We start from the raw sequence: 24,399 nt of genomic DNA, 5'->3' as shown, positions 1-24,399 counted from the left end.
ACAGAGCCTTGCTTGTGATCTTAGATGCGCCAAGGGAATACCAAGCAAAGCCGACAAGCCCGACGGTTGCTAGACACGGCGGATTTCAGCCGCCAGGGCATTGACGAGCCCGCTTTCGAACCGACCGAAGAACGCTCCTCTGTCGACGAGCGATCGTCAGCGTCTTGGGTCATGGTTGCGGTTGGTGTGCCGAAACAGCTCCAGCTTTTCCGCGAGTTCGATCTCGGCCACCGGTTTCCCAATAATTGCAAGCACCGCTTGGGAATATTCCGCCGCGATCGCCTCCTGGCCTGTGACGAAGATACTTGGAATCCCCTGTTGGGAAAGCCAGATAGCCGCATTAGGGCCGGTGCGTCCATCAGCGAGATCGATATCCACTAGCACTCCGTCGATACTGCCAAGATCCTGTCTTTTGACGAGGTCGGTGAAGCTCATGGCGGACCCCGCAAAGATATGCCCCAAATCCTCAATCATGGCCTCAAGCTGAAAGATGATCAGCGGGTTGTCTTCAAGACAGAATATGCGCAGTGGATATGCCGAAGATGACATGGCTAAAAGGCCTCCTGGAGGTCAAAGGTCCTTCGGTGACACGCGTGCAAGGGGACCGACTTGAGTACAGCGTAGCCCCTGTGGATGAAACAGGATGGTGGGCGGCGTGCCAAAGAGGTTGTATAACGCCGAGCGGATGTAGCGTGTTCCATATCCGCTCCTTTTGGGTTCCGATACTGGCGGACCTCCTCTCTCAAGCCATTCGAGATCCAGGTTCCCATCTTGTGAGACGGACCATTTCAGACTGATCCGGCCCTCTGGTTTTAAGAGGGCACCGTATTTAAGCGCATTTGTCGCGAGCTCATGGAAACACAAGGCCAACGTCGTCGCGGCTTCGGCACTCAGCAAAATTTCCGGCCCCGCGAAACTAATGCGATCGGCGCCTTTCGCCCGATATGGGCTGAAGGTCAATTCGGCGATATGGGAGAACTCGGCTGCATCGCCATTCGCCTGGAACACCGCGGAATGTACGTTGGCAAGAGCGGCAAGCCGACCGGCGAAATCGTCGGCGAACTCATCCAGCGAAACTGCACGCCGACGCGTCATCTGGAAGATTGAGGAAATGCTGGAAAGAATGTTCTTTACCCGATGGTTGAGCTCACGCCGAAGCTCGCGCTCACGCTCGATGTGATCCCGAACGTCTCGTTGGCGCAGGCGGGCCAAGAGGCTCGATTGAACGCCACTCAGCAATTCGAGCGCCGTTACGGGACGCTGATAGTAGAGCTGCCGCGAGCGGGGCCAAACTGTTGACAGCTCAGCCTGAACGCGGGTCGGAGGAACCATCCGATCCAATAGGATAAGGATAGGCATCTCGGACCATTCTGGCTGCTCGACAAGGTGGCGACCGATCGCCTTCTGCACCTCTGGATCGAGTGCTTCCTGGGTCGCAACCACGACACCGGGCGTTTGTGCCAACAGCGCCCTCAATTGTTCCAAGCCCTCCGCTCGCCGCGCAATGACGTCCTCCTCAGCTAAGAGTATCTCCAAATGTTCGGCGTCGCGCCGATAAGGCGCGATTACCAATACCCAGTCGAGATGGCTGTCATTCGCGGCCACGGGCGATTAGGTCTCCGGAATCGGGTTATATGGGATCACCGTGACGCCGGAACTTTGAATGAACAATTCCCGTACGTCGAGATCGTGCGGTCCGTGCCGCTTCTTCACGACCGTTATGCTGCGCCGCAGCCTACCCTCGTGCTCGGTAATTCGCAGCAAAAGCACCGTGTCGCCCAGAAAGCTTACATCGACATCAATAGCGACCCCTTGTCCGAGCAGACCATGCTGCGCCACTATAAGGATGGTAAGCACGCCAGCTCGCGCCAGAAATTTCAGGAGCGATTGGATGTCTCGGACCGCCTTTTCGCGATGCGGCAATGAATTCAGATATCCCGTGAAGCTATCGATGACGACGACTTTTACCCTTTCACTGCTCACCGCTTGCTGCACGATCTGACCGAACTCACCTGGCGATATCTCATTCGGGTTGAAATCTCGGATGATCAACTGACTATCCTCGTGGAATTGGCGCAGATCCATTCCCAATCCCTCCGAACGCCGGAAGAAAGTCTCTATTCGTTCCTCAAACAGGAACAGGCCTACGCTCTCGCCTCGTTTGAGGGCCGCAGTCGCATAAAGCGAGGCCATGGTTGATTTACCAGTACCCGCCTGACCGATGACGAGCGTGGTTGTTCCCGCTTCCTGGCCACCGCCGAACATGCCATCGAGGGTATCCACACCTGACTTGATCAACTGAGGCTCGATCGCTCTCGCCACGGCGCCCGGTATGATCCGCGGGAACACGACCACGCCCTCGCCTTCTCGGATCGCCATGTCGTGATAGCCGTCCGCGACAGGCACACCGCGCATCTTACTGACCTCGATGCGGCGGCGAACCGCACCATATTCCTCAAGCGATTTGTCGAGACGAATGACGCCGTGAGCGATGCCATCGACCTCTTCGCCTGTTCGATCGGTCTCTGGTGTTTGCGTGTCAAGCAGCAGAGCCACGATGTCGCGTTTGGCAAGAAACGCCTTGAAGGCGATCAACTCACGACGAAAGCGGGGTGAATCGCCGGTGATCAACCGTATTTCCAGCAGTGAGTCATAGACCAATCGGCTCGGTTTGTGTTCCTCAATCGCGGTTTCGATCATCTTCCTTGTCTCGTCCAGACGGAGTTCGGCGGTCTGAAAAATGGACTGGTCGGTCGCTCCCTTGATCGAATCGGAGGCCGCGAGCTCTTCTACCCGGATGCCCTCAAGCGTCCAGCCGTGGGACAGGGCGATCGCTTCCAGCTCCGCCCTCGTCTGAGACAGGCTGACATAAATGCAGCGCTCTCCGTTCGCGGCACCGGCGCGGAGGAATTGTAAAGCTGCGGTCGTCTTGCCCGACCCCGGCGCACCTTGAACGATATAGAGATTTGATGCGGGCAAACCGCCACGGAGAATTTCGTCCAGCCCGGGAATGCCGGAACTGACCACTGCCGGCTTCTTGCTCTCAACCACGTTCACCTCTCGCGTACACCAAATTGACGACGTACAACGCCCGATCACGAGATCGAGTTCCTGGATCGCGGAACAACTATGGGCAAACCACCCGCGTTTCGAAGTGTGGTTAAACGCAAATCAGTGTTTTTGAAGGGGCCAGACGCCCTGCTTTCTTTTTGAGGTGCGTGGAGGCCGCCACCTAAACGGTTTTGGCGCGCATGAGGGGCAGCCATTGCTTGCCCGAAGTCTCAATCCGGGAACAAAGCGATTACACGGTCGTTGGTCTTCATGTCGATCGCGGAGACAATGTCGCGGTTTGTGACGTCAGCTCTCAGCATACGGATAAACCCGAACGCAGCACCATCACGTCGCTAGTCAATAGGCGTTCGGAAGCAAAAGGAGGAAACGCTCATGGATCATAGCAACCACATACGACTGACCGAAGAAGAACTCACACAAGCTAACCTGGAAGGCGCATCCATCTATGGCGCCGATGATCATAAGATCGGTACGGTTGACCACGTGCATGGAGCCGGCAGCAGCAGCAGCGTCGTAATTGATGACGGCGGCTTCCTTGGCATCGGTGCGAAGCCGGTGTCCGTTCGAGTGACCGATCTCGATTTCATGCGTGACGAAAGCGGCGATGTCCATGGCGTGACGTCTTGGACAAAGGACCAGCTGAAGGCAATGCCGGAGCATCGCGATTAAACGCTGGAGGGAGCTTCCGCATGCGGAGCCTCCCTTTCGAACCTACATCTTGGACACAGTCGCCGTCGCCGCACCCAGCGAATTCAGATGGCGCCGGATTATATCAGGTCTCCTTTTTCATCACACGGCCACGTGATTTAAACGCCGACCGCGAGGGCCGCGCCCGAGCGCGCGCCTCAATCTCCGTTTTCCTCCGCCCGGAGCTGATCGATGGCATCCAACGCCTCGTCTGCCGACCATCCCGCACGTAGAGCCGCGGCGACGAGGCGGACCTCCACTTCTTGCTCCAGCTTGAGAAAAGAAACCTCAAGCGCTTCCTTTGCCGTGAGGACGTGATCGTCGGGTGAGATAACGTCAGGAATTCTTGCGGTCTTTGGCACGGCGTTCTCCGTCAAATCGAGGGACAGTTTTCAACAGTTTCAATTCCGCGCTGGGCGGAATTGTTCCGTTTCCGCGTTTGTCCGTGGGTTAAAGATGTCTGGCTTGAACAAACTACTCAGAAGCTCCCAAAATGTTCCACTCGATAGACAACTCGCCGGGGAATATGAGGTCGGCGATTGACGAAGCCTCTGGGCGGACGGCGAAATGGCCAACGGCGACCATGCGCTAAGCTGGCGAGGAAATAGAGGAACACACCTCTTTCAATGGTCATCAGGAACTTTCCGCATGGTGCCTCGTTCTGGCACTGGAAGGGCTCCCCGCCTTCCTTTCGGTTCTCCTGACCGACGCCGATAGCTGCTCGCTCGCGGCTATCGGCATTCCCTCGATACAAGGACGCGGCATCACAGATACCCTGAAGACCAATGATCCCCAGTTCGCCTGCGCTCCTTGGCCCTCCCCTGCCCTTGTCTTCGGAGAACTAGCGGCCGATGCGTTTTTTTGGGTGGCACGGCCGGGCATGAACCAGGCTTTGAGGTCGCTCCATCGCGCGCGGGAAACGGAACTTACGATGACGTCCCGGCTCGATCTCCGCCAAAGCCGTCCGAGCTCGCGCTGCAGGCGTGCCTCAGCCAATCCGAAAAGGCGCGCACTTTCTGGCGCGCTTCGGCGCGGGCTGGCCAGAGTGCGTAGTAGCCGTAGCCGCTGTCGACGATCCGCTCGAATGGAGCGACCAGCTCGCCGCTTTGGAGATCCTGGCGCGAAAAGGCAAGATCGCCCATCGTCACGCCATAGCCGCTCGCAGCAGCGGTCATCGCGAAATCCTGCGTGTCGAAGACTTGATGACGGGCCGCATAGAACGAATAGACGCCTTCGGCCTGCAGCCAAAGGGTCCAGTCGCTATGGCGCGGATTGGAATGCAGCAGAACGCAGTTCTGCAGGTTTTTGACCGCGGGTGGGTCGCCCAGTTTCGATAGAAACTGTGGCGAGCACATCGGCGTCAACTGCTCCCGCAATAGCGGCAGCACGTCCATTCCGGGCCAGTTACCATTGCCGTAGGTGATCAGCATGTCGATATCGCCGACCGAAAAGGTCGGCCTCAGGAACCAGGCGGTATCGATATTGATGTTCAGGTCCTCGTGATGCCTGTGGAGATCAGGCAGGCGCGGCAGGAACCATTTGCGCGCGAAGGTCGGCGGCATGCGGATGGTCAGCGAGCGCACTGTCGTTCGCGTCGCCTCGAACGAGGTCTTCAGCGACGCCAGCAATCCGTCGACGATCGGAATCAGCGCCATGCCGCGCTCCGTCAGCGCCACCTTGCGGGTGTGGCGTTCGAACAGGCTGCAGCCGAAATAATGCTCGAGCTGCTGCACCTGGCGGCTGATCGCGCTCTGACTGAGGTTGAGCTCCGCCGCCGCCGCCGTGAAACTGCCCGTTTCCGCGACAACGGAAAAGGTCTGCAGGGTCTGCAGCGGCGGCAACCTGTTGTGATCGAACCTTGGCTCCATTCCCTACCCGGCTTCTTTGCTGTCTCGAACGGCAAGCATTAAAGCATGTGGATGGAATGGCAACCGATCCGCTCAGGCGATCGCCCGACGCACGGTCTCGATGGCTTGCCGGACCCTTCGAGGCGCCGTGCCGCCCTTGTGGTCGCGGCTAGCGACCGATCCCTCGACCGTCAGCACCTCGAAGACATCCTCGCGAAGACCAGGCGCAAAGGCCTGCATCTCGGCAAGGGAAAGCTCCGAGAGCGTCGGAAGGGCCTTGTCGCGGGCCGCACCGACGATCGCGGCGACCGCATGGTGCGCATCGCGGAACGGAACGCCGGCGCGGACGAGATAATCGGCAAGGTCGGTTGCGGTCGAATAACCTTGAGTAGCGGCCGCGAGCATTCTTGCGTGCTTGACCGTGATGGTCGGGATCATTTGCGCCGTGACGCTGACGGCGGCGCGGACGGTCTCAAGCGTATCGGTCAGCGGCGGCTTCGATTCCTGCTGGTCCTTGTTGAAGGCAAGCGGCTGGCTTTTCATGAGCGCGGCCGAAAAGGCGAGATTGCCCATGACGCGGGCGGCCTTGCCGCGCACCAGCTCGGCCAGATCCGGATTGCGCTTCTGGGGCATGATCGAGGAACCGGTGCAGAACTGATCGCCGACCTCGATGAAACCGAACATCGGCGTGCACCAGAGAATGACTTCCTCGCTGAAACGCGACAGGTGGCCCATGATGATCGAGCCGGCGCTGCAGACATCGACGACATAATCGCGATCGGAGACGGCGTCGAGCGAGTTGGCGAAGGAGGTAGAAAAGCCAAGCTTGGACGCGCTGTATTCAGGATCAATCGGATAACCGGTGCCCGCAAGCGCCGCCGCGCCAAGCGGCGAAATGTTGAGCCGTTCGCGCGCCGCGCCAACCCGGTCGAGATCGCGCAGGAACATTTCGACATAGGCCATCAGGTGATGGCCGAAGGTGACGGGCTGCGCCACCTGCAAATGCGTGAAGCCGGGCATGATCGCATCGGCATGTTTCTCAGCGAGATCGACAAAGGCGCCGATCAGCGTCTTGAGATCGCCGGCGAGAAGATCCAGTTGCTCGCGGGCATAGAGACGAATGTCGGTCGCCACCTGATCGTTGCGCGATCTTGCCGTGTGCAGCTTCTTGCCCGCATCGCCGATAAGCGCGATCAGCCGATCCTCGACATTGGTGTGGACGTCTTCGAGTTCGGTCTTCCATTCGAAGGCGCCTGAACGCATCTCTTCGGCCACCTTGTCGAGACCGGCCTGAATCTGCGCGTTGTCCTCCGCGGTCAGAATGCCCGCGCGCGCAAGCATCTCGGCGTGAACCTTCGATCCGGCGACATCGTGCAAGGCGATGCGCTTGTCTTGATCAAGGCACTCATGAAAGCTCTCGAAATCCCTGGAGACGGCCTCCTTGAACAGCGGCGACCATGTGACTTCTTTCTGATTTCTCATCGCGGTCTTCCCTTTTGAACGAATGCCGCCCTCCCCCGGGCGCACTCCCTATTGAAGCAGCGCCAGCAGGCTGCTGGCGTCGGTCTGATTTTCGAGATCGAGAACGAAGTCGCTGAGGGCGTTGACCCTTGATGCCGGTAGCACCATGCCGGCAAGCGCGGCATATTTGCCGATCACTCGCTCATCACTCAGCGGGTTCTGCGGGCCTCCAAGAGGAAATTCGACGACGAGCTGATGCCGTTCGCCGGATGTCGTGACGATGGTGATCGCCGGCTCGTCCTCGTCCTTCATGGAGGGATCAATTCGCACCGTGATGCGATCCATCAACGGGCCGATCCCCACGGCCGACCACGCGGCCTCCTCAAGCTCGGCCAGAAAGACCTTGCCGTAGCGCAGCCGGGCCGCCAGGGCATAGGGCAAGCTCATCTGGGCCTGTGCGCGCGACTCGATGATCTTGCCGCCGCACATGCCATACTGGAAGCCGCTGATATCGACCTCGATGGCGGCGATATCGTCGGGCTTGAGACCATGACGTTGTAGCATGATATCAAGCGCATCGATGCCCGCATGCGTGCCACGGCAGGTGGCATGCGGCTTGATCGAGCATCGGTTCAGGCGCCAGTTGTGTCCGAAGTCGCGGATCAGCGCCTGCGGATCGCCCTTGCCGGCGCCGAAAGTCGCAAAAAAGCTGCCCCAGCGCTCCACCTCGAAGACGCTATCAGGCCCCTCGAATCCCTGCCGTGCGAGATAGGCGGCCATAAGCCCGCCTTCGGCGGCGCGGCCGGCATGAAGCTTCTTGGTCGAGCTGCCATTGTGGATGAAGGCCCAGGTTCCACCAGCAAAGGAGCAAGCGGAGCCGAGAGCGGAGGCCATTGCATTGACATCGAGGTTCACGATGCTGCCGACGGCAGCGGCAGCGCCGAATGAACCGCAAGTACCTGTCGAATGCCAACCGAGACCGTTGTGCTCTTCATATCCGCCGACCGCCTCCAGCACGCGACGGCCGACTTCATAGCCGAGCAGGACGCTGCGCAGGAGCTCGCTGCCGCTCACTGGCTGGCTTCGATCGCCAAGCGCGGCGACCACAGCTGGAAGGACGACGGCGCCGGAATGATCGCAACCGCCGCTGTCATCAAGCTCGTAGGCATGGGCCGATACGCCGTTGACGAAGGCGGCTGTCCTTGCGTCCGACGCGATCGGTCGTCCCCAGATCGCGGCATGACCGGTCTGGGCCTTGATATCAAGCATCGCCACGACCGCATTGGTTTCGCGAGAGGCCGAGCCGGCGATGGCCGCTCCCAGCGTATCGAGAATATGGAGCTTCGCCTTGTGAATGGTCTCGGGCGGAAAAGCTTCATGGCTCGTCGAGCAGACAAGCTCCGCCAGTGCCTGTGTCAGATTATCGCTCACGGGGCCGTTCCTCATCGACATAGGCTTCGTAGACATTGATCGGGTGATCGCCCGGTGCGGCAGGGCCCTTATTGGCATGCCAGCGCGCGACATCCGCCGCCGTCGCCAGCCACACGTCACCGAAGCTTGTGATATGGGCGAGCAAGGCCTCGACGAGCGCGATCCGGCCTGGCGTTCCGGTCCATTCCGGGCGAAGTTGGATGACATAGCAAAGGCCGTATTTGCGGTAGGCATCGAACTCGGCGATCCAGTTGCCAAGAACCGCCTCATAAGACGGAATGCGGCTTTGCCCTTTTGGAAAGGCCGGGGTGAAATTGAACTGGAAATAGGGCCGATCTTCCAGCTCGATGTGAACCGGGATCTCCACCAGCGACGAGGAATGGCTGTAGGGCACATCGTCTCCGTTCAGCGATGCCGACCAGGTATATCCCGCCTCAACCAGTAGCCGGTCGAAGTGATGCGGCCAGTTGCCGGCAGGCAACCGGAAGCCGGAAACCTCATTCGATGCGATCCCGCTCAACCTGTCACGGCTGCGCTTGAGTAGGTCCACGGCGGCAGGCGCATCCATCGCGTCATAGCGCTCGAAATCCCAGCCGTGGCTCTCGATCTGATGGTGTGGCGCCACGATGTCGCGCAGCAACCGTTCGTGTTTCTCCGCAACGATGCCGGGCACGAACCAGCTGGTGGATATGCCAGTATCGGCAAAGACGTTGCAGAGACGCTCGACGCCGCGCGCGGCGCCATATTGCCAGACCGAAAAGCTCTTGCTGCGCCCTTTGAGATCCGGCGCCTGCACGACGGCATCGAGCCCATCGTCGAAGATCACCGAGACGATCGCCGCGCATGTCTTGCCCTGTGGCCAGAAACCTTCAAATGCCGTGCTGCTCATGCGGCCTTCTCCGGATGTTGTGCGATCCACCACTTTGCGATTTCCGCGCAGTGTGTCGCCCAGACGCTGTCGCCATGGCTGGTGATCGCCTTGAACAGACCCTCGAGGATCGTAAGCCGACCAGGTTTGGCGCAGACTTTCGGATGCAGGATCGTCGTCCAGCAGAGCCCTTCGCGGTGGTAGCCTTCGAATTCGGCGCACCAGTTCCTTTGAACATCGGCGTAACCGGAGATGCGGTCGAGGCCGATGGGAAAATCAGGCTCTTCGCTATAGGCGAGCGCGGTATAATCATCGATATCCCAGCGGCCCGGAATCTCGACCAGCCCACGACCGAACGATGCCGCGTGAAAATAAGGCCTGTCGTCGCCGCGCATAGAGCTCGAATAGATGACGCCGAACTCGTGCAGCAATTGCGCGGTCTCGTCACTCCAGTCGCCGGACGGCGTGCGGAAGCCGACCGGCGTCACACCCATGCGGCTTTGAAAGATGTCGCGGGAGCGACCCATGATGTCGAGCTGCTGCTGCCGGCTGCAGTCGATAAAAACCTCGTGATAGTGGCCGTGATAAGCGATCTCATGCGCATCAAGAAGGATGCGTTCGCATTGCGACGGCCAATGTTCGACCACCCAGGTCGGCACGAAGAAAGTCGCCTTGAGCCCATGAGCCGCGAGCAGATCGAGAAGCCGCGGCAGTGCCCGCCACGGGCCGTAGGCGCCTTGCGTGAAATAGCGGGGATTGGAGAGCAGCGAGCCGTCAAGCATCGCATCGCCCGTCGGGCCATCGACATCGAAGGCAAGCGCCACAGCCGATTGCCGGCCTGCCGGCCACAGGCTTGGTCTTGCCGATTTGATTGCACTCTTCGCAGTCATGGGACTCTGCATGCGCTTCAAGGTGTTTGGGACGCAGCCATCCATCCGCGGGCGCTGAGACACCCCGGCCGATGACTGCCTACGATGGAAAGGGAAGCGCCGCTCTTATTGCGGCGCTTCTTCAAGCTTTACTTGACGCCGTTGATCACGGCTTTCGGAACGGCATTGTGGATGAGGCCCCACTTCTTGAGGATCTCGTCATAGGTGCCGTCCTTGATCAGCCCGTCGAGAGCACCGGCAACCGCATCGCGAAGCGCGGTGTGGTCCTTCTTGAAACCAATGCCAAATGTGTCGTTGCTGAGCAGCGGCTCGCCGACGAGCGTGTAGGTGTTCGGCTCTATACGCATCTGGTAGGCGATCGTTTCGATGCCCTGCACGACCGCGTCATAACGGCCCTGCTTCATGCCGAGACGGGCGGCGTTCGAATCCGCCGTTCCCTCGAACTTGATGGCGGGCTTGCCCTTGCCTTCGCAATTCTCCGCGCTCCAGGCCTTGACGTTATCACCGAAGGAGGTGCTGCGGCTTCCGGCAACTGTCTTGCCGCAAAAGTCGGTCGCCTGCTTGTAGGTCGCGGCATTGGCATTGACGGTGAAGAGGATCGGGCCGCTGGTGATGTAATCGACGAAGTCCATACTGGCCTGGCGCTTCACGTTGTCGCTCATGCCGGAGATGATCATGTCGGCGCGGCCGGTCTGAAGGCCGCTCTGCAGCTCCTGGAAGGCGGAGGTCACGAACACGGTCGTCAAGTTGAGCTTCTTGGCGATCGCATTCGCCAGGTCGACGTCGAAGCCATCGATCGTGCCGGTATCCGGATTGACGAACTCCATGGGCGGATAGATCGGGTTGGTCATGATGCGTAACTCGCCGTCCTTGATGAGGTTCAGGCTCGAGTCCGCGGAGGCGGCGGTGGCCGCGAGCGAAAGCAGGGCCGCCGAAACGGCGAGACGAATGAGTTTCATGCGATTGTCCTCTGATGATCTTGCTTCGGGTTTTTCTTGTTAAAGCACCGCAGAGATGAAGTTCTTCACTCTGGGATTCCTGGGGTTTTCCAATATGTCACTGGGTGTGCCGGTCTCGACGATCATGCCGGCATCCATGAAGACGACACGGTCGGCGACCTCTCGGCAAAAGCCGATTTCATGGGTGACGACGATCATCGTCGTCCCGGAGGCGGCAAGCTCCTTCATGACGCCGAGGACTTCGCCGACAAGTTCGGGATCGAGTGCCGAGGTCGGCTCGTCGAAGAGCATGGCCTTCGGTTTCATGGCGAGCGCACGGGCAATGGCGATGCGCTGCTGCTGACCACCGGACAATTCGCCTGGATAGGCGCCCGCCTTGTCGGCAAGGCCGACACGCCGCAGAAGAACGCGCGCCTCGGCGAGGCACTCCTGCTTCGGCCGCTTCTGCACGCCGACCGGACCTTCGATGATGTTCTGCAGGACCGTGCGATGCGGGAAGAGATGAAACTTCTGGAAGACCATGCCGACGGCCTGCCGCTGGCGGGCGATCTCCCGATCCGGCAGCGGAAAGAGCCGATTGCCCTCGCGGCGATAGCCGGCGATTTCATCTTCGACCGTGACATAGCCGGCATCGATCTGTTCGAGCTGGTTGATGCAGCGCAGAAAGGTGCTTTTTCCCGAACCGGAAGGTCCGATAATGCAGACGACTTCGCCTTTCCTGATCTCGAAATCGATATCCTTCAGGACATGAAACGTGCCGAAGTACTTCTGCAGGCCGTGCGCCTTGATGATCGCGTCCATCAGCTTGCCTCCCCGGTGAGAGCCTGGTTGGCCGCCTGCTGGGCGCCCGCATCCCGCCTGCCCCAGCCCTTGGAGAAATGCCGCTCGATATAGATCTGTGCGATGCTGAGGATGGTGACGACGACCATGTACCAGATGGCGGCGACGATCAGCAGTTCGATGACCCGCGAGTTGACATAGTAGATGTCCTCGACGTTTTTGAGCACTTCCGAATATTGAATGACGCTGGCAAGCGAGGTGAGCTTCACCATGCCGATGGTTTCGTTGCCGATCGGCGGGACGATGACACGCATGGCCTGCGGCAGAACGATCTTCAGCGTTGCCCGCAATTTCGTCATGCCGATCGATTGGGCTGCTTCCATCTGCCCCTTGTCGATCGACAGAAGACCGGCGCGCACGACTTCGGCGGTATAAGCACCCTGCTGAATGCCAAGGCCAAGGAGGGCGGCAACGAAGGGTGTCATGACATCGACGGTGCGGAGCGACCACAATCCGGGAATACCGATCGTCGGGAAGATCAAGGCAAGATTGAACCACAGGAGAAGCTGCAGCAACGCCGGTGTGCCGCGGAACAGCCAGATATAGCCGACCGAGATACCGCGCAGAACCGGATTGTCCGACATGCGCATGATTGCGGCAACGACACCGAGAACGATGCCGACGATCATGGCGCAGAAGGTCATGATGATCGTGTTGCCGACACCCGCCATGACGGCCCTGGTGAACAGGTTCTGTCCGACATATTCCCAGGCGATATCGCCCTTCCAGAAGGCTCTCGCCAGAAGAACAAGCAGGATGACGCAGATCGCCGCCATGATCTTCGTGCCGATTTTTCGCTGCGGCACGATCACAAGCGCATTCACGTCCAGTGGCGCTGAATTCATCAAATTTCGATCCCCTGAGCTCGTTGGTGAGCTTCCGTTTTGTAATGGGAAAAGCTTACGTTGCTTTTGAATTCGGCCACAAACGAGATTTGAACATGCAATTTATGCGCCTTCTGCATAAATCCCGGCATCCACCAGGACGTGACGCCGTCTCGCTGCCTTTAACAGAGACGCGAGGAACGACCGATGCGAAATCTGATCAACCCATTGACGGCAATGCCATACCGGCGCCGTTGCTCATCGGAAGAAGAAGCCGAGGTTGAATGCAAAGGATCTCGCACGATCGCTCACGGATAATGCGTTGATCGTCATTCGGCGATCGCTACCAAGGAAGTGAACTAGTCAATCAACCGGATCCGTCGTAGGGTCGCGGTTCTCAAAGCAAATAGCCTTCCCTTGCGAAACATGCTTATTCCGCGTGCTCTTCCTGTCATATCTCTCATTGGAGAACCCTCATGAACCTCGAGCTTAACGGTAAACTGGCTCTGGTCACCGGCAGCACCGCCGGCATCGGTCATGCCATCGCGGCAACTCTCCTTCGCGAAGGCGCCCATGTCATCGTCAACGGACGAACCCAAGATGCGGTCGATCGCACGGTCGCCGAACTTGCCGCGATCGGAAGTGGCCACGTTGACGGATTTGCCGGCGATCTTGGAACCGAGGCGGCGGCCGATGCGGTCACGAAGCGCTTCCCAAACGTCGAGATCCTGATCAACAACCTTGGCATATTCGAACCCAAGCCATTCGAAGAAATTCCCGATGCTGACTGGCGACGTTTCTTCGATGTCAACGTGCTTTCGGGTGTTCGTCTCGCTCGTCTTTATCTGTCGTCGATGCGCCGGCATAACTGGGGGCGCATCATCTTCATATCGAGCGAAAGCGGCGTGCATATTCCTGCCGAGATGGTGCATTATGGTGTGACCAAGGCGGCTCAGATCGCGGCAGCGCGCGGTATCGCCGAATCCGTTGCCGGCACCGCGATCACGGTCAACAGTGTGCTGCCTGGTCCAACGAAGTCGCGCGGGGTCGAGGATTTCGTCGCAGCGTTGCCCGGATCCGAAGGAAAGAGCTTCGCGCAGTTCGAGACCGAATTCTTCGAGAAAATCCGACCAACTTCACTGATCAAGCGCTTCACAACGCCCGAAGAAATAGCAACCATGGTCGCCTATATCGCGAGCCCGCTTTCCTCGGCCACCAATGGCGCGGCGCTCAGGGTTGATGGCGGCGTGGTGAAGAGCGCGTTCTGACCGTTACGGCGAGAATGCATTGCGCTCGTGAGCAGCTCATCGGCACCCCACCGCCCTGAGCTTCAGCACTTGAATGGACTGCAATCATTGCTTTGGTGCATGCCACCAAAAATGGCTTTCGTCATAAAAGCTGACACATCGAAGCTCGGCGCCAGCGGACGTGGTGCCCTGTTGTCGAGGCTCTACGTGTCGGCTCACGAGCCAATGAGGCCGTTGGATCAAGGCCTGTGGTCGAATGCCGGAAGCTGATTGATCTATCGTTATCTCATACGCGTAGCGGTAGAATCATGGATAGGAGGACAGACATATTCGTCGGCCATTTGCAAAGAATGATTTCGCGGCATTGCAATAGTTGATAACGCACTGCAATATAGCTGTCACAAATCTGTGCAGTTAGGGTTCCGCGCGATGAGGATTTGTATTTATAAGTCGGAAAGAGCACCTGAGCTCACCCTCCTGCTGCGAGAGGGATTGCCTCTCCCGCACGACACGAAGATAGACAAATGGACCAAAATCAAGGTGGTCACCGATCGGGAAATGAGATCAGACCTTTTGATTGAGATTGGCGGTGCCGGATATGCGTTGGTGCGCCTTGGCGCGACTAAACGACATTAGCCAACAGGGGCCACCTTTCGGTCGTATTATCACCAAACGACCGTGGCGCGAATTAAGATAGCCAGCGCGTTCACGTTGGAACTTACATGCGTCCGATCCGGAATTTGTAGCCGTCCGTTTCGGAGCTTCATTGCGAACGCGTGCCGACTATCGGGAAGGCACGCAGGTGTCCGGTTGGAGTCGCCTTCATCTTATTCATGCTTTTGATGGGAGTTGTGCCCTCTTTCCTCTAACACATTGTAATATCGCCACATTCTAGGTGTCTCGACGGCGTCTGCGTGGTAAGCCCGCGCAGTGGCATGAAGTTCGGCTGAAAACCGCAGGATATGCGAGGATTCCCGCCTAGAGAGCGGCTCTCAGTCCGAGGCGCTCCTCAGGTGACAGGCGACTTGCCACGGCAATCAAGAGATTGGTCAAAACATGATCATCCGCCGATCGGTTGTTTTGGCTCTGGTAGAAATCGCTGGTTACGCTGATCCGACAGGCTGTGCTCGGCGATTTGCCGTAGCTGGCAAGAAAGGTCGTGAGCGCTTCCGTCAACTCCTGATTAAGATGATCGGCTTGGGGCACGGAGGTCAACCAGGATTGCAGCTGTTTCTCCGCTCGGCGCCCATCGCGTCTGGCGCGAAGAGCCACTTGCCATCTTCGGTTTGAAGAGCATACCAAGCGCGAGCATATGCCAGGCGACGCCGGAGGTCGGCGCTGCTGTCTAGCTCTGCCTTGAACCGCTCGAAATTTTGGAGCACATGGGAAAGTGTCGGTGCGATCACGGACATTTAAGCTGCCCTTCTGGTAATTCATTCCTTTGTGAATTTACGGGATCAAATACGTCGTCAGATTGTGTGCCAGTAATTCAGGAATAAGATGATTTTGTTTTGCCTCTAAGGAGCTTTGCAGGAAAGCTCAGCGAGAATGGCCGATTGCTTCGAAACGGCAATTCCGACGGCCGCCAACGTCGCCGGCCCAGACAATTAATCCTGCGTTCAGGGTGGTGCGGCTAGTTAAGCGGCAATCATCGCCCCAGTTACCGTCAACTGGGGCGCTGCAACGAAGATCTCAGGCTCCGGGTTGTCGTTTCTGGAACTCTGCATTCGGGAAACGACGAGACAAAAGCGAAAGACACATGTCATCTAAAGATACTGTCAACGATTCTGCTCCAACTCCTCAGATGGCTCATCTGGATCGCGAATTCGGAATTCGCGCCACTCTCTTGTCCAACGATCAGCTGAGAGCGATGGCAGCAAAGTTTGCAGAAACTCGCACGCTTGATCTCCTAAAATTCAGTGGCTTCGATTTCTATCTCCGACATAAGGAGAATGAAAACGAGATCCTACGGGTCTATCGCGCCGCCGCCGCGGATGTCGATGCTGGCGAAAGCATCACGCCGGCTGCCGAATGGCTGCTCGACAACCACTACATCGTCGAAGAGGCAATCCAGGAAGTTCGCCGCGACTTTCCGAAGAAGTTCTATCGCGAACTGCGCAAGATCAATCTCGACGGCACGGAGGTGCCGCGCACCCTCGCGCTCGCCTGGCTCTACATGGCGCATGCGCACAGCAATATCAGCAATGCTGGCATGACCGCGGTCACCGAAGGGTTCCAGGACCGCGAAACCTTGCGTATCGGCGAACTCTGGGCGCTGCCCTCGCTGGTGCGCTATGTCTTGATCGACAATCTTCGCCGGGTGGCATCGCAGATCGATAAGAGCCGCGAAATGCGCGCGGCGGCCAATGCAGCGGCCACCGAGGCAATTTCGCTCGGTGACGCCGGCGCGGCGCAATATCTGGAAACGCTCGCTGCCAATCTCGACGACACGACCTTCGTCACGCAGCTCCACTATCGTCTTCGCAATGCACTCGAACCAACTGAAGCTGCGTTGAATTGGTTGGAGGCCAAACTTTCCGCCAAGGGAACGGATGCCGAAGCCGTCATGTCGGCTGAGCAGACCCGGCTCGGCGCGGCCAATGCGCTGATGGGCAGCATCATCAAGAGCCTGCGCGAGATCAACGACACCGACTGGTCGGAGTGGGTCGAAGAGGTCAGCACCATCGACAAGCTCCTCTGGCAGCAGACGGATTATGCAGAGCTCGATGCCGGATCTCGCAACAGCTACCGCCGCCAGATCGAAAAGCTCGCGAAGCGGTCAGACAAGACGGAGATGGATATCGCCGAGGCCGCAGTGCGGCTGACCGACCGTGCAAAGAATGAGAGCAGGGACGGATCTGCAAGCAACGTTGGCTACTATTTCGTCGGCGACGGGCGCCCGGCACTGGAGGCGGAAATCGGCTTCCGACCGACGCTTGGCCTGCGGTTCATGCGGGTGGTCCGCAAGCTGAACTGGCTCTCGATCGCCGTTCCCGTGCTTCTCCTGACTTTGCTGGCGCTCGTCTTGGTCGAATGGGTATTCGTCGACGCGGGAATGCCGCTGTTTGCGACGATCGTCCTGCTGCTGATGTTCGCGCTCCCAGCATCCGAGGGCGCGACCGGCCTCTTCAATTTCTTCGCCACATTCTTCATCACGCCTGATCGTCTCGTCGGCTATGAATTCAAGAAGGGCTTGCCCGCGGACGCCCGCACGCTTGTCACCATTCCTTCCCTGATCGGCAGGCGTGAGCACGTCGATGAACTCGTCCGCAATCTTGAGGTACATTACCTTGCCAATGCTCGCGGTGAGATCTATTACGCACTCCTGACCGACTGGCCGGATGCCGAGGAAGAACAGACCGCCCGCGATCTCGACGTTCTCGATTATGCGCGCGGCAAGATCGCCGAACTGGAATCACGTTATTCGGAAGAAGGCAGGCAGCGCTTCTATCTCCTGCATCGCCGCCGGCAATATAACCCGGCCGAAGGCGTGTGGATGGGCTGGGAGCGCAAGCGCGGCAAGCTGCACGAGCTCAACATGCTGCTGCGCGGCAGCCAAGACACGAGCTTTATCGCGGGCTTCGATGTCGTGCCGGCCGACGTCAAGTACGTCATGACACTGGACAGCGACACGCGCATTGTTCGTGATACCGTCACGAAGCTCGTCGGCAAGATGCACCATCCGATCAATCGCCCGGTTTTCGACGACAAAAAGCAGCGCGTCGTCGATGGCTATGGCGTGCTGCAGCCGCGCGTGACGCCGTCGCTGACGACGGGCAAGGACGCATCGACCTTCCAGCGTGTCTTTTCGGTCAATCGCGGTCTCGACCCTTATGTCTTCGCGGTTTCCGACGTTTATCAGGACATCACCGGTGAGGGTACCTTCACCGGCAAGGGCCTTTATCATGTCGACGCCTTCGAAGCCTCGCTGAAGGGTCGGATCAGTGAGAACTCGATATTGAGCCACGACCTGCTCGAAGGCTCGATGGCGCGATGCGGTCTGGTGACGGACTGCGAGCTCGTTGAAGATTTCCCCATTCGCTACGAGGTCGAAGTCTCGCGTCAGCATCGCTGGGCTCGCGGCGACTGGCAGCTTATTCCGTACATTTTCGACGAGCGCCGTGGCATTACCGCGCTCGGCTGCTGGAAGATGCTCGACAATTTGCGTCGCTCGCTGACGCCGATCGCCTGGTTCTTCGCTTCCGTGCTCGGTTGGTACTGGATGGATCCTTTCGGCGCGCTCATCTGGCAGATCCTGCTGATCTTCAGCCTGTTCGTTGCCCCGACATTGTCGCTGATCAATGGTATCATCCCGCGAACCAGCGACATCATCCTGCGGGCACATCTCCATACCGTCTGGAAAGATATTGAAAATGCCAATGCCCAGGTGGCGCTGCGCATCATCTTCATCGCCGACATCGCCTGCGTCATGGCGGATGCGATTGTCCGCTCGCTCTACCGCATGTTCGTCAGCCGCAAGCTGATGTTGCAGTGGCGCACCGCCGCAAGTGCGCAGGCCATGGCGCAGACGACGATCCTCGGCCATTACAAGGTCATGTGGCGCGCGCCCCTCCTGGCCATTGTGGCGCTGGTCTTCGCCGCCTCTTCCGGCGACATCGCCTGGTTGGTCGGACTTCCTTTCGTGTTTCTCTGGGTGCTGTCGCCGGCCATCGCCTGGCTGGTCAGCCAGACGGCAGAAACCGAAGATCGGCTTTTTGTGCCCGACCACGTCCGCAACGAATTGCGCAAGATCGCGAGACGTACCTGGCGCTATTTCGACCACTTCGTCGTTCCTGATCAGCACTTCCTGCCGCCAGACAACGTTCAGCAGACGCCGCATGCCGTCGTCGCCATGCGTACATCGCCGACCAATATCGGCGTCTATCTGTTGTCGGTCATTTCGGCGCGTCGTTTCGGCTGGATTTCATTCGTGGACGCGGTCAAGCGCATCGAACAGACGATCGAGACGGTCGAAAAGCTGGAAAAATATCGCGGCCACCTGTTCAACTGGTATCATACGGACACGTTGAAGCCGCTGGGCCGCAAATATGTATCCTCGGTGGATAGCGGAAATTTTGCCGGCCATCTGATCGCCGTTTCATCCGCATGCCGCATCTGGGCGCAGTCTCCTCTTGCCCATATCCACACCGATCTCGACGGCATCGGCGATGTCGCGGCAATTCTGCGCGAGGTGCTTTCGGAGCTTGATGACGATACGCGGTCGAACCGATCCCTTCATGACCGGCTGGACGGCCGTATCGCCGAGCTTGAAGCGGCGGTCGCGACCGGTAAACGCGAGAAGGAATTTTCCTCGGGCCTCATCGAACGATTTGCCGGGCAGGCTCGGGAAATCCGCGAACTTGCCGGAAGCCTTGACAGGGAAGTCAAGACCACGCGGAGCGAGGAAGTCGTTCATTGGGCGGAGAAGCTGGTCGAAACCTGCGAACTCCATCAGGTCGACAAGGCTTTCGATCCCGCCCAGGCACCTGATATCAGCGAAAGGCTGATCCGGATCGGCAATCGCGCCCGTGAAATCGCCTTCGATATGGATTTCAGCTTCCTCTATCGTCCGGAGCGCCGGTTGCTATCGATCGGCTTCCGCGTCGAGACGGAAGAAGTGGATGCCGCCTGCTACGATCTACTTGCTTCGGAAGCTCGTCTGACGAGCCTCTTCTCCGTAGCAAAAGGTGATTTGCCGACGGAGCATTGGTACAAGCTCGGCCGCCACGTCGTGCCCGTCGGCACGCGCGGTGCGCTGGTCTCGTGGTCCGGCTCGATGTTCGAATATCTGATGCCGCCTCTCGTCATGCAGGAGCGCAGCGGCGGGATTCTCAACCAGACCAACAATCTGATCGTTCTGGAGCAGATGAACTATGCGCGCAAGCTTGGCACGCCGTGGGGCATCTCGGAAGCGGCCTTCAACGCCCGCGATCATCAGATGAACTATCAGTACAGCAACTTCGGGGTGCCGACGCTCGGCCTGAAACGCGGTCTCGGACAGAACGCCGTCATTGCGCCCTATGCCTCGTTGCTCGCAAGCCAGTACAATCCGGTCGCAGCCCTCGAAAACCTAGAGCGGTTGCGTGCCGTCGGCGCGCTCGGCATGTATGGTTTCCATGATGCCGTCGATTTCACGGCAAGCCGCGTGCCGGAAGGCAAGCAATGCGCGGTGGTTTACAACTACTATGCGCACCATCACGGCATGTCGATCGCTGCTGTCGCCAACGTGGCTTTCGACGGCCTGCTGCGCGAGCTGTTCCATGCCGATCCTGTGATCGAGGCTGCCGAATTGCTGCTGCAGGAAAAAGCGCCGCGCGATATTCCCGTCATGGCCTCGAAGCACGAAACCGACGCGCCGGCGACCATCCAAGGCGACCTGATGCGTCCGGAAGTGCGGCGCCTCGAAGACCCGGCATCGCGCGAGCGCGAGCTATTGCTGTTGTCGAACGGCCGTTACTCTACCATGCTGACGGCGACCGGCTCCGGCTACAGCCGCTGGAAAAATCTCTCGGTCAACCGCTGGCGCGCCGACCCGACCGAGGATCGCTGGGGATCGTTCGTCTTTCTGCGCGACACCGCATCGAACGAATGGTGGTCCGCGACGGCGGAGCCGCGCTCGATCGCCAACGAGCATGTTCGCGTAAGCTTTAGCGACGACAAGGCGGAGTTCATCAAGACCGTCGGTGAGCTGACAAGCGAAATGGAAGTCTTCGTCGCAAGCAATTACGATGCAGAAGGCCGTCGCCTGACGATCAGCAATACCGGCACCGAGGATCGGGTGATCGAAGTGACCTCGTACATGGAGCCTGTCGCCACGCTCGATGCCGTCGATACGGGTCACCCCGTCTTTGCGCGTATGTTCCTTAAGACCGAAATCGCCGAGAATGGTGACGCGATCTTCGTCGAGCGGCAGAAGCGTGGCGTGACGGATCCCGAGGTCGCCATTGCCCATCTCATCGTCGATACGTCAGGCGAGAGCCTGCAGACACAGTATGAGACGGACCGCATGCGCTTCCTTGGGCGGGGGCGCACGCTGACGGAAGCTGCCGCGTTCGACGCAGGTGCGGAACTTTCCAATTCGAGCGGCTTCACGATGGATACCTGCCTGTCGCTGCGCCGGACGCTTCGTGTGCCGGCAGGAGAAAAGGTCAGCGTAACCTTCTGGACCATTGCCGCGGCCGAACGCACCGAGCTCGAGGCGGCGGTCGATCACTATCGCCAGCCGGAAAGCTTTGCCCAGGGTCTTGTTCAGGCCTGGACGAGAACGCAGAGCCAGCTGCGCCAGATCGGCGTCAATTCGAAGGAGGCGGCCGCCTACCAGCGCTTTGCCCGCTACATCATCTATCCGGACATGGCGCTGCGTGCCGACAATAAGACGGTTCGCGAAGGCCTGAAGTCGCAGTCCGTTCTTTGGGGAGCGACTCTCTCCGGCGATGCACCACTGATGACCTTGCGCATCACCGACGAGCTCGGCACCGATCTCGTCAAGGAACTCCTGCGTGCGCAAGGCCTCTTGCAATCGCGCGGCGTCGAGGTCGATCTTGTCATCTTCAACGAGCGCACCGGTGAGGCGGCTGCCGAAATGCAGCGTACCATCGACCAGCTCTGTGACGCGGCGCGTCACGCCAGCGAGGTTGCCGGCATCCAGCGCAATATCTATGTCCTGCGCAAGGATCTGACGACTCCGGAAGCCTATGACGCCATCATCGCCGCCTCGCGCGTCGTGTTGCGTGGTCGCGATGGCAGCCTCATCGACCAGTTGCAGAAGGCCCGTTCCGTTTCCGGTTCGCCTGCGCTGCTTGGTCAGTGGGGCGATTCCACCCTGGTGCCACGTATGGTTCGCGACACTGTCGGGACGCCCCTGGTCGATGGCAGCGATCTTGCCTTCTGGAACGGCTATGGCGGCTTTGCGGCCGATGGCAGCGAATATGTCGTGCGCCTGTCCGGCGGCGAACAGACGCCGCACCCCTGGGTCAACATCATAGCCAACGAGAGCTTCGGCTTCCATGTCTCTGCGGAAGGCGCCGCCTTCACCTGGAGCCAGAATTCGCGCGATCATCAGCTGACGCCCTGGACCAACGACATGGTCACAAACCGCCCGGGTGAGGCCTTCTACTTGAAGGATCTCGATCGCGGCTCCGTTATCGTGCCCTACGCGTCACTGGCACAGCGCTCAGACACGCGCTTCGAAGCCCGCCACGGCCTCGGCTACTCGGTCTTTTCGACGGTTCAGGACGAGATTTCCCTGGAAGTCACCCAGACCCTCGACATGGAAAAGCCCGTCAAGCTGACGCAACTGCGCATCCGCAACGATGCGGGTGAAGCACGCAAGCTGCGTCTCTACGGCTACGCCGAATGGATCCTTGGCAACAACCCGACCAAGAGCAAGCCCTTCATCATATCGAGCTTCGACAGTGCGAGCGGAGCGGTCTTTGCGAAAAATCCGTTCAGTGTCAGTTTCGGGACGCGCGTCGCCGCATTTGCTGCAAGCGAAGCACCGTCGAGCGTCTCCACCAGCCGCCGCGAATTCATCGGCCGGCACGGAACGATCCAGCAGCCGCGCACGGTTTCGGCCGGCTCGCGGCTCTCCAATGCCGTCGACCTCGATGGTGATCCGGCAGCCGCCATGGCATTCGATCTGACGATCGAGCCGGGCGAAGTGCGCGACATCTGCTTCTATATGGGTGACGCCGCCTCGCAGGAGGACGCCGCCGCTCTCATCGCCGACATCCGCTCCATCGGTTTTGCGGAGGTTCTCGAGAAGACGCGTGAGTTCTGGAAGAGCTTCACCGGCAAGACGCATGTCTCGACACCGGACCAGCGGCTTGACTTCATGGTCAACAATTGGCTGCCCTATCAGACCTATAGCTGCCGCATCATGGCCCGCACCGCCTTCTACCAATCGAGCGGTGCGTGGAACCTGCGCGACCAGCTGCAGGATTCGCTCGCCTTTCTGCTGCACTCGCCTGAGATCGCCCGCAAGCAGATCCTCAATACCGGCCGCCGTCAGTTCCCGGAAGGCGATTTCCAGCACTGGTGGCTGGAAGATAGCGGTGCCGGCGTTCGCACGAACATCTCCGACGATCCGGTCTGGCTCGCCTATGCCGTCGGCCAGTACTGCACGGTGACCGGCGACGCCTCGATCATGGACGAGATGCTGCCCTTCGTCGAAGGCGCGCAACTCAGCCCCGGCCAGTACGACGCCTTCCTGCAGCCACGTGTCTCCGACGAGACCGCATCGCTCTACGAACATGCCGCTCTAGGCCTCGATCTCGCGATCAAGCGCACGGGCGTCAACGGGTTGCCGCTGATGATGAGCGGTGACTGGTGCGACAAGATGGATCGTGTCGGCATCGCCGGCCGTGGTGAAAGCGTTTGGCTGGGGTGGTTCCTCGCGGGCGCCTTGCGTCGCTTCATCGCCTATGCGGAAAAGCGCGGCGATACGCAACGCGTCAGTCGTTGGGCGGATCATCTTGAAAAGCTCAAGGCCGCGATCGAAACGGCCGGATGGGATGGCGAATATTATCGCCGTGGTTACTACGACAACGGCGCGCCTCTCGGCTCCAGCCAATCGGCGGAAGACAAGATCGACTCGATCGCCCAATCCTGGAGCGTGCTCTCCGGCGAGGGAGATGCCGATCGCAGCAACATGGCCATGAACGCGGTCCTCGATAAGCTGGTTGATGAGGAGGGCAAGTTCATCCGCCTGCTGACGCCACCTTTCGTCAAGCCGATCAATGATCCCGGTGTGATCAAGGCCTACCCGCCAGGTGTCCGCGAAAACGGCGGCCAATACACGCATGCCGCCACGTGGACGGCTCTTGCCCTTGCCCGGATGGGCCGCGGCGAGGACGCCTGGCGCGCGGTCGAAATGCTGAACCCCATCAACCACGCGCTCGACAAATCGTCCGCGGAGACCTATCGCGTCGAGCCTTATGTCATCGCCGGCGACGTTTATGGAGAAGGCGACCTCAGGGGCCGCGGTGGCTGGAGCTGGTACACCGGTTCGGCCGGGTGGTTCTACCGCGTCGCGATCGAAGGCATCCTCGGTATTCGCACCGAAAGCGGACGGTTGCATATTAAGCCTGTGCTGCCGGCCGGATGGGACGGCTATTCGGCTGCGCTGGAATTGCCCAGCGGTCGATACGAAATTTCGGTTTCGAGAGTTGATGCGACAGGAGGATATGCGATCACGATCAATGGGACCGCAATCGATGATCCGCGGGAGGGATATTTGCTCGCGGCGTCGTAGGCGAAATCTCGCTGTAATCCA

Annotated in this window: 15 protein-coding genes; 3 read left to right on the top strand and 12 right to left on the bottom strand. The window is 59.3% G+C overall.

The annotated features are described in order from the left end of the window. Positions 1–156: 156 nt before the first annotated feature. The 3 genes from GDN47_RS23655 to GDN47_RS23645 are packed head-to-tail and all read right to left on the bottom strand — an operon-like array spanning position 157 to position 3,051. Entirely contained in the window at positions 157–549 is a 393-nt protein-coding gene (locus GDN47_RS23655; RefSeq protein WP_152094382.1) for a response regulator, read from the bottom strand. Between the two features lie 21 nt (positions 550–570). Next, positions 571–1,605, bottom strand: a complete 1,035-nt coding sequence (locus GDN47_RS23650) for a sensor histidine kinase (protein ID WP_152094381.1) — start codon at positions 1,603–1,605, stop codon at positions 571–573. 6 nt (positions 1,606–1,611) lie between these two features. Next, entirely contained in the window at positions 1,612–3,051 is a 1,440-nt protein-coding gene (locus GDN47_RS23645; RefSeq protein WP_173002550.1) for a DUF7125 family protein, read from the bottom strand. 393 nt (positions 3,052–3,444) lie between these two features. On the opposite strand from GDN47_RS23645, the gene GDN47_RS23640 reads away from it, so the two are divergent. Then, the gene (locus tag GDN47_RS23640; protein WP_152094379.1) at positions 3,445–3,741 is read left to right on the top strand and encodes a PRC-barrel domain-containing protein; all 297 of its coding nucleotides are present in this window, start codon (positions 3,445–3,447) and stop codon (positions 3,739–3,741) included. A 176-nt stretch (positions 3,742–3,917) separates the two neighbouring features. Here GDN47_RS23640 and GDN47_RS23635 read toward each other — a convergent pair whose 3' ends face one another. The 9 genes from GDN47_RS23635 to GDN47_RS23595 form a co-directional block, all read right to left on the bottom strand. Further along, positions 3,918–4,121, bottom strand: a complete 204-nt coding sequence (locus tag GDN47_RS23635) for a hypothetical protein (protein WP_152094378.1) — start codon at positions 4,119–4,121, stop codon at positions 3,918–3,920. A 564-nt stretch (positions 4,122–4,685) separates the two neighbouring features. Then, positions 4,686–5,627 (bottom strand): LysR substrate-binding domain-containing protein, encoded by a 942-nt coding sequence (locus GDN47_RS23630; protein WP_152094377.1) that lies wholly within the window; start codon positions 5,625–5,627, stop codon positions 4,686–4,688. Between the two features lie 72 nt (positions 5,628–5,699). Next, positions 5,700–7,088 (bottom strand): argininosuccinate lyase, encoded by a 1,389-nt coding sequence (gene argH, locus GDN47_RS23625; protein WP_152094376.1) that lies wholly within the window; start codon positions 7,086–7,088, stop codon positions 5,700–5,702. Positions 7,089–7,136: 48 nt separating this feature from the next. Further along, complete coding sequence (locus GDN47_RS23620; protein ID WP_152094375.1) at positions 7,137–8,498, bottom strand: MmgE/PrpD family protein; 1,362 nt, start codon at positions 8,496–8,498, stop codon at positions 7,137–7,139. After that, a complete protein-coding gene (locus GDN47_RS23615) occupies positions 8,488–9,387 on the bottom strand; it encodes a polysaccharide deacetylase family protein (RefSeq protein ID WP_152094374.1) in 900 nt (299 codons plus the stop codon). The genes GDN47_RS23620 and GDN47_RS23615 overlap by 11 nt, the downstream gene beginning before the upstream one ends. Next, on the bottom strand, positions 9,384–10,256 hold the full coding sequence (locus tag GDN47_RS23610; RefSeq protein WP_233790077.1) for a polysaccharide deacetylase family protein: 873 nt from the start codon (positions 10,254–10,256) through the stop codon (positions 9,384–9,386). The genes GDN47_RS23615 and GDN47_RS23610 overlap by 4 nt, the downstream gene beginning before the upstream one ends. A 128-nt stretch (positions 10,257–10,384) precedes the next feature. Beyond that, positions 10,385–11,215, bottom strand: a complete 831-nt coding sequence (locus GDN47_RS23605; RefSeq protein ID WP_152094372.1) for an ABC transporter substrate-binding protein — start codon at positions 11,213–11,215, stop codon at positions 10,385–10,387. A gap of 39 nt (positions 11,216–11,254) precedes the next feature. Next, a complete protein-coding gene (locus GDN47_RS23600) occupies positions 11,255–12,016 on the bottom strand; it encodes an amino acid ABC transporter ATP-binding protein (protein ID WP_152094371.1) in 762 nt (253 codons plus the stop codon). Continuing rightward, positions 12,016–12,900: an amino acid ABC transporter permease gene (locus GDN47_RS23595; protein ID WP_152094370.1), complete on the bottom strand. Its 885-nt coding sequence runs from the start codon at positions 12,898–12,900 to the stop codon at positions 12,016–12,018. Before GDN47_RS23595 ends, GDN47_RS23600 begins: the two co-directional genes overlap by 1 nt. Positions 12,901–13,355: 455 nt before the next feature. Here GDN47_RS23595 and GDN47_RS23590 point away from each other — a divergent pair, with 455 nt between their 5' ends. Then, positions 13,356–14,147 carry an SDR family NAD(P)-dependent oxidoreductase gene (locus GDN47_RS23590; RefSeq protein ID WP_113352158.1) on the top strand — a complete coding sequence of 264 codons (792 nt, stop codon included), beginning with the start codon at positions 13,356–13,358 and terminating at the stop codon, positions 14,145–14,147. Between the two features lie 1,738 nt (positions 14,148–15,885). Beyond that, a complete protein-coding gene (locus tag GDN47_RS23585; RefSeq protein ID WP_173002549.1) occupies positions 15,886–24,378 on the top strand; it encodes a glycoside hydrolase family 94 protein in 8,493 nt (2,830 codons plus the stop codon). Positions 24,379–24,399 lie beyond the last annotated feature (21 nt).

Source organism: Martinezella dioscoreae, assembly GCF_009176305.1.
Classification (GTDB): domain Bacteria; phylum Pseudomonadota; class Alphaproteobacteria; order Rhizobiales; family Rhizobiaceae; genus Rhizobium; species Rhizobium dioscoreae.
This window is presented reverse-complemented; position numbering and strand designations above follow the sequence as displayed.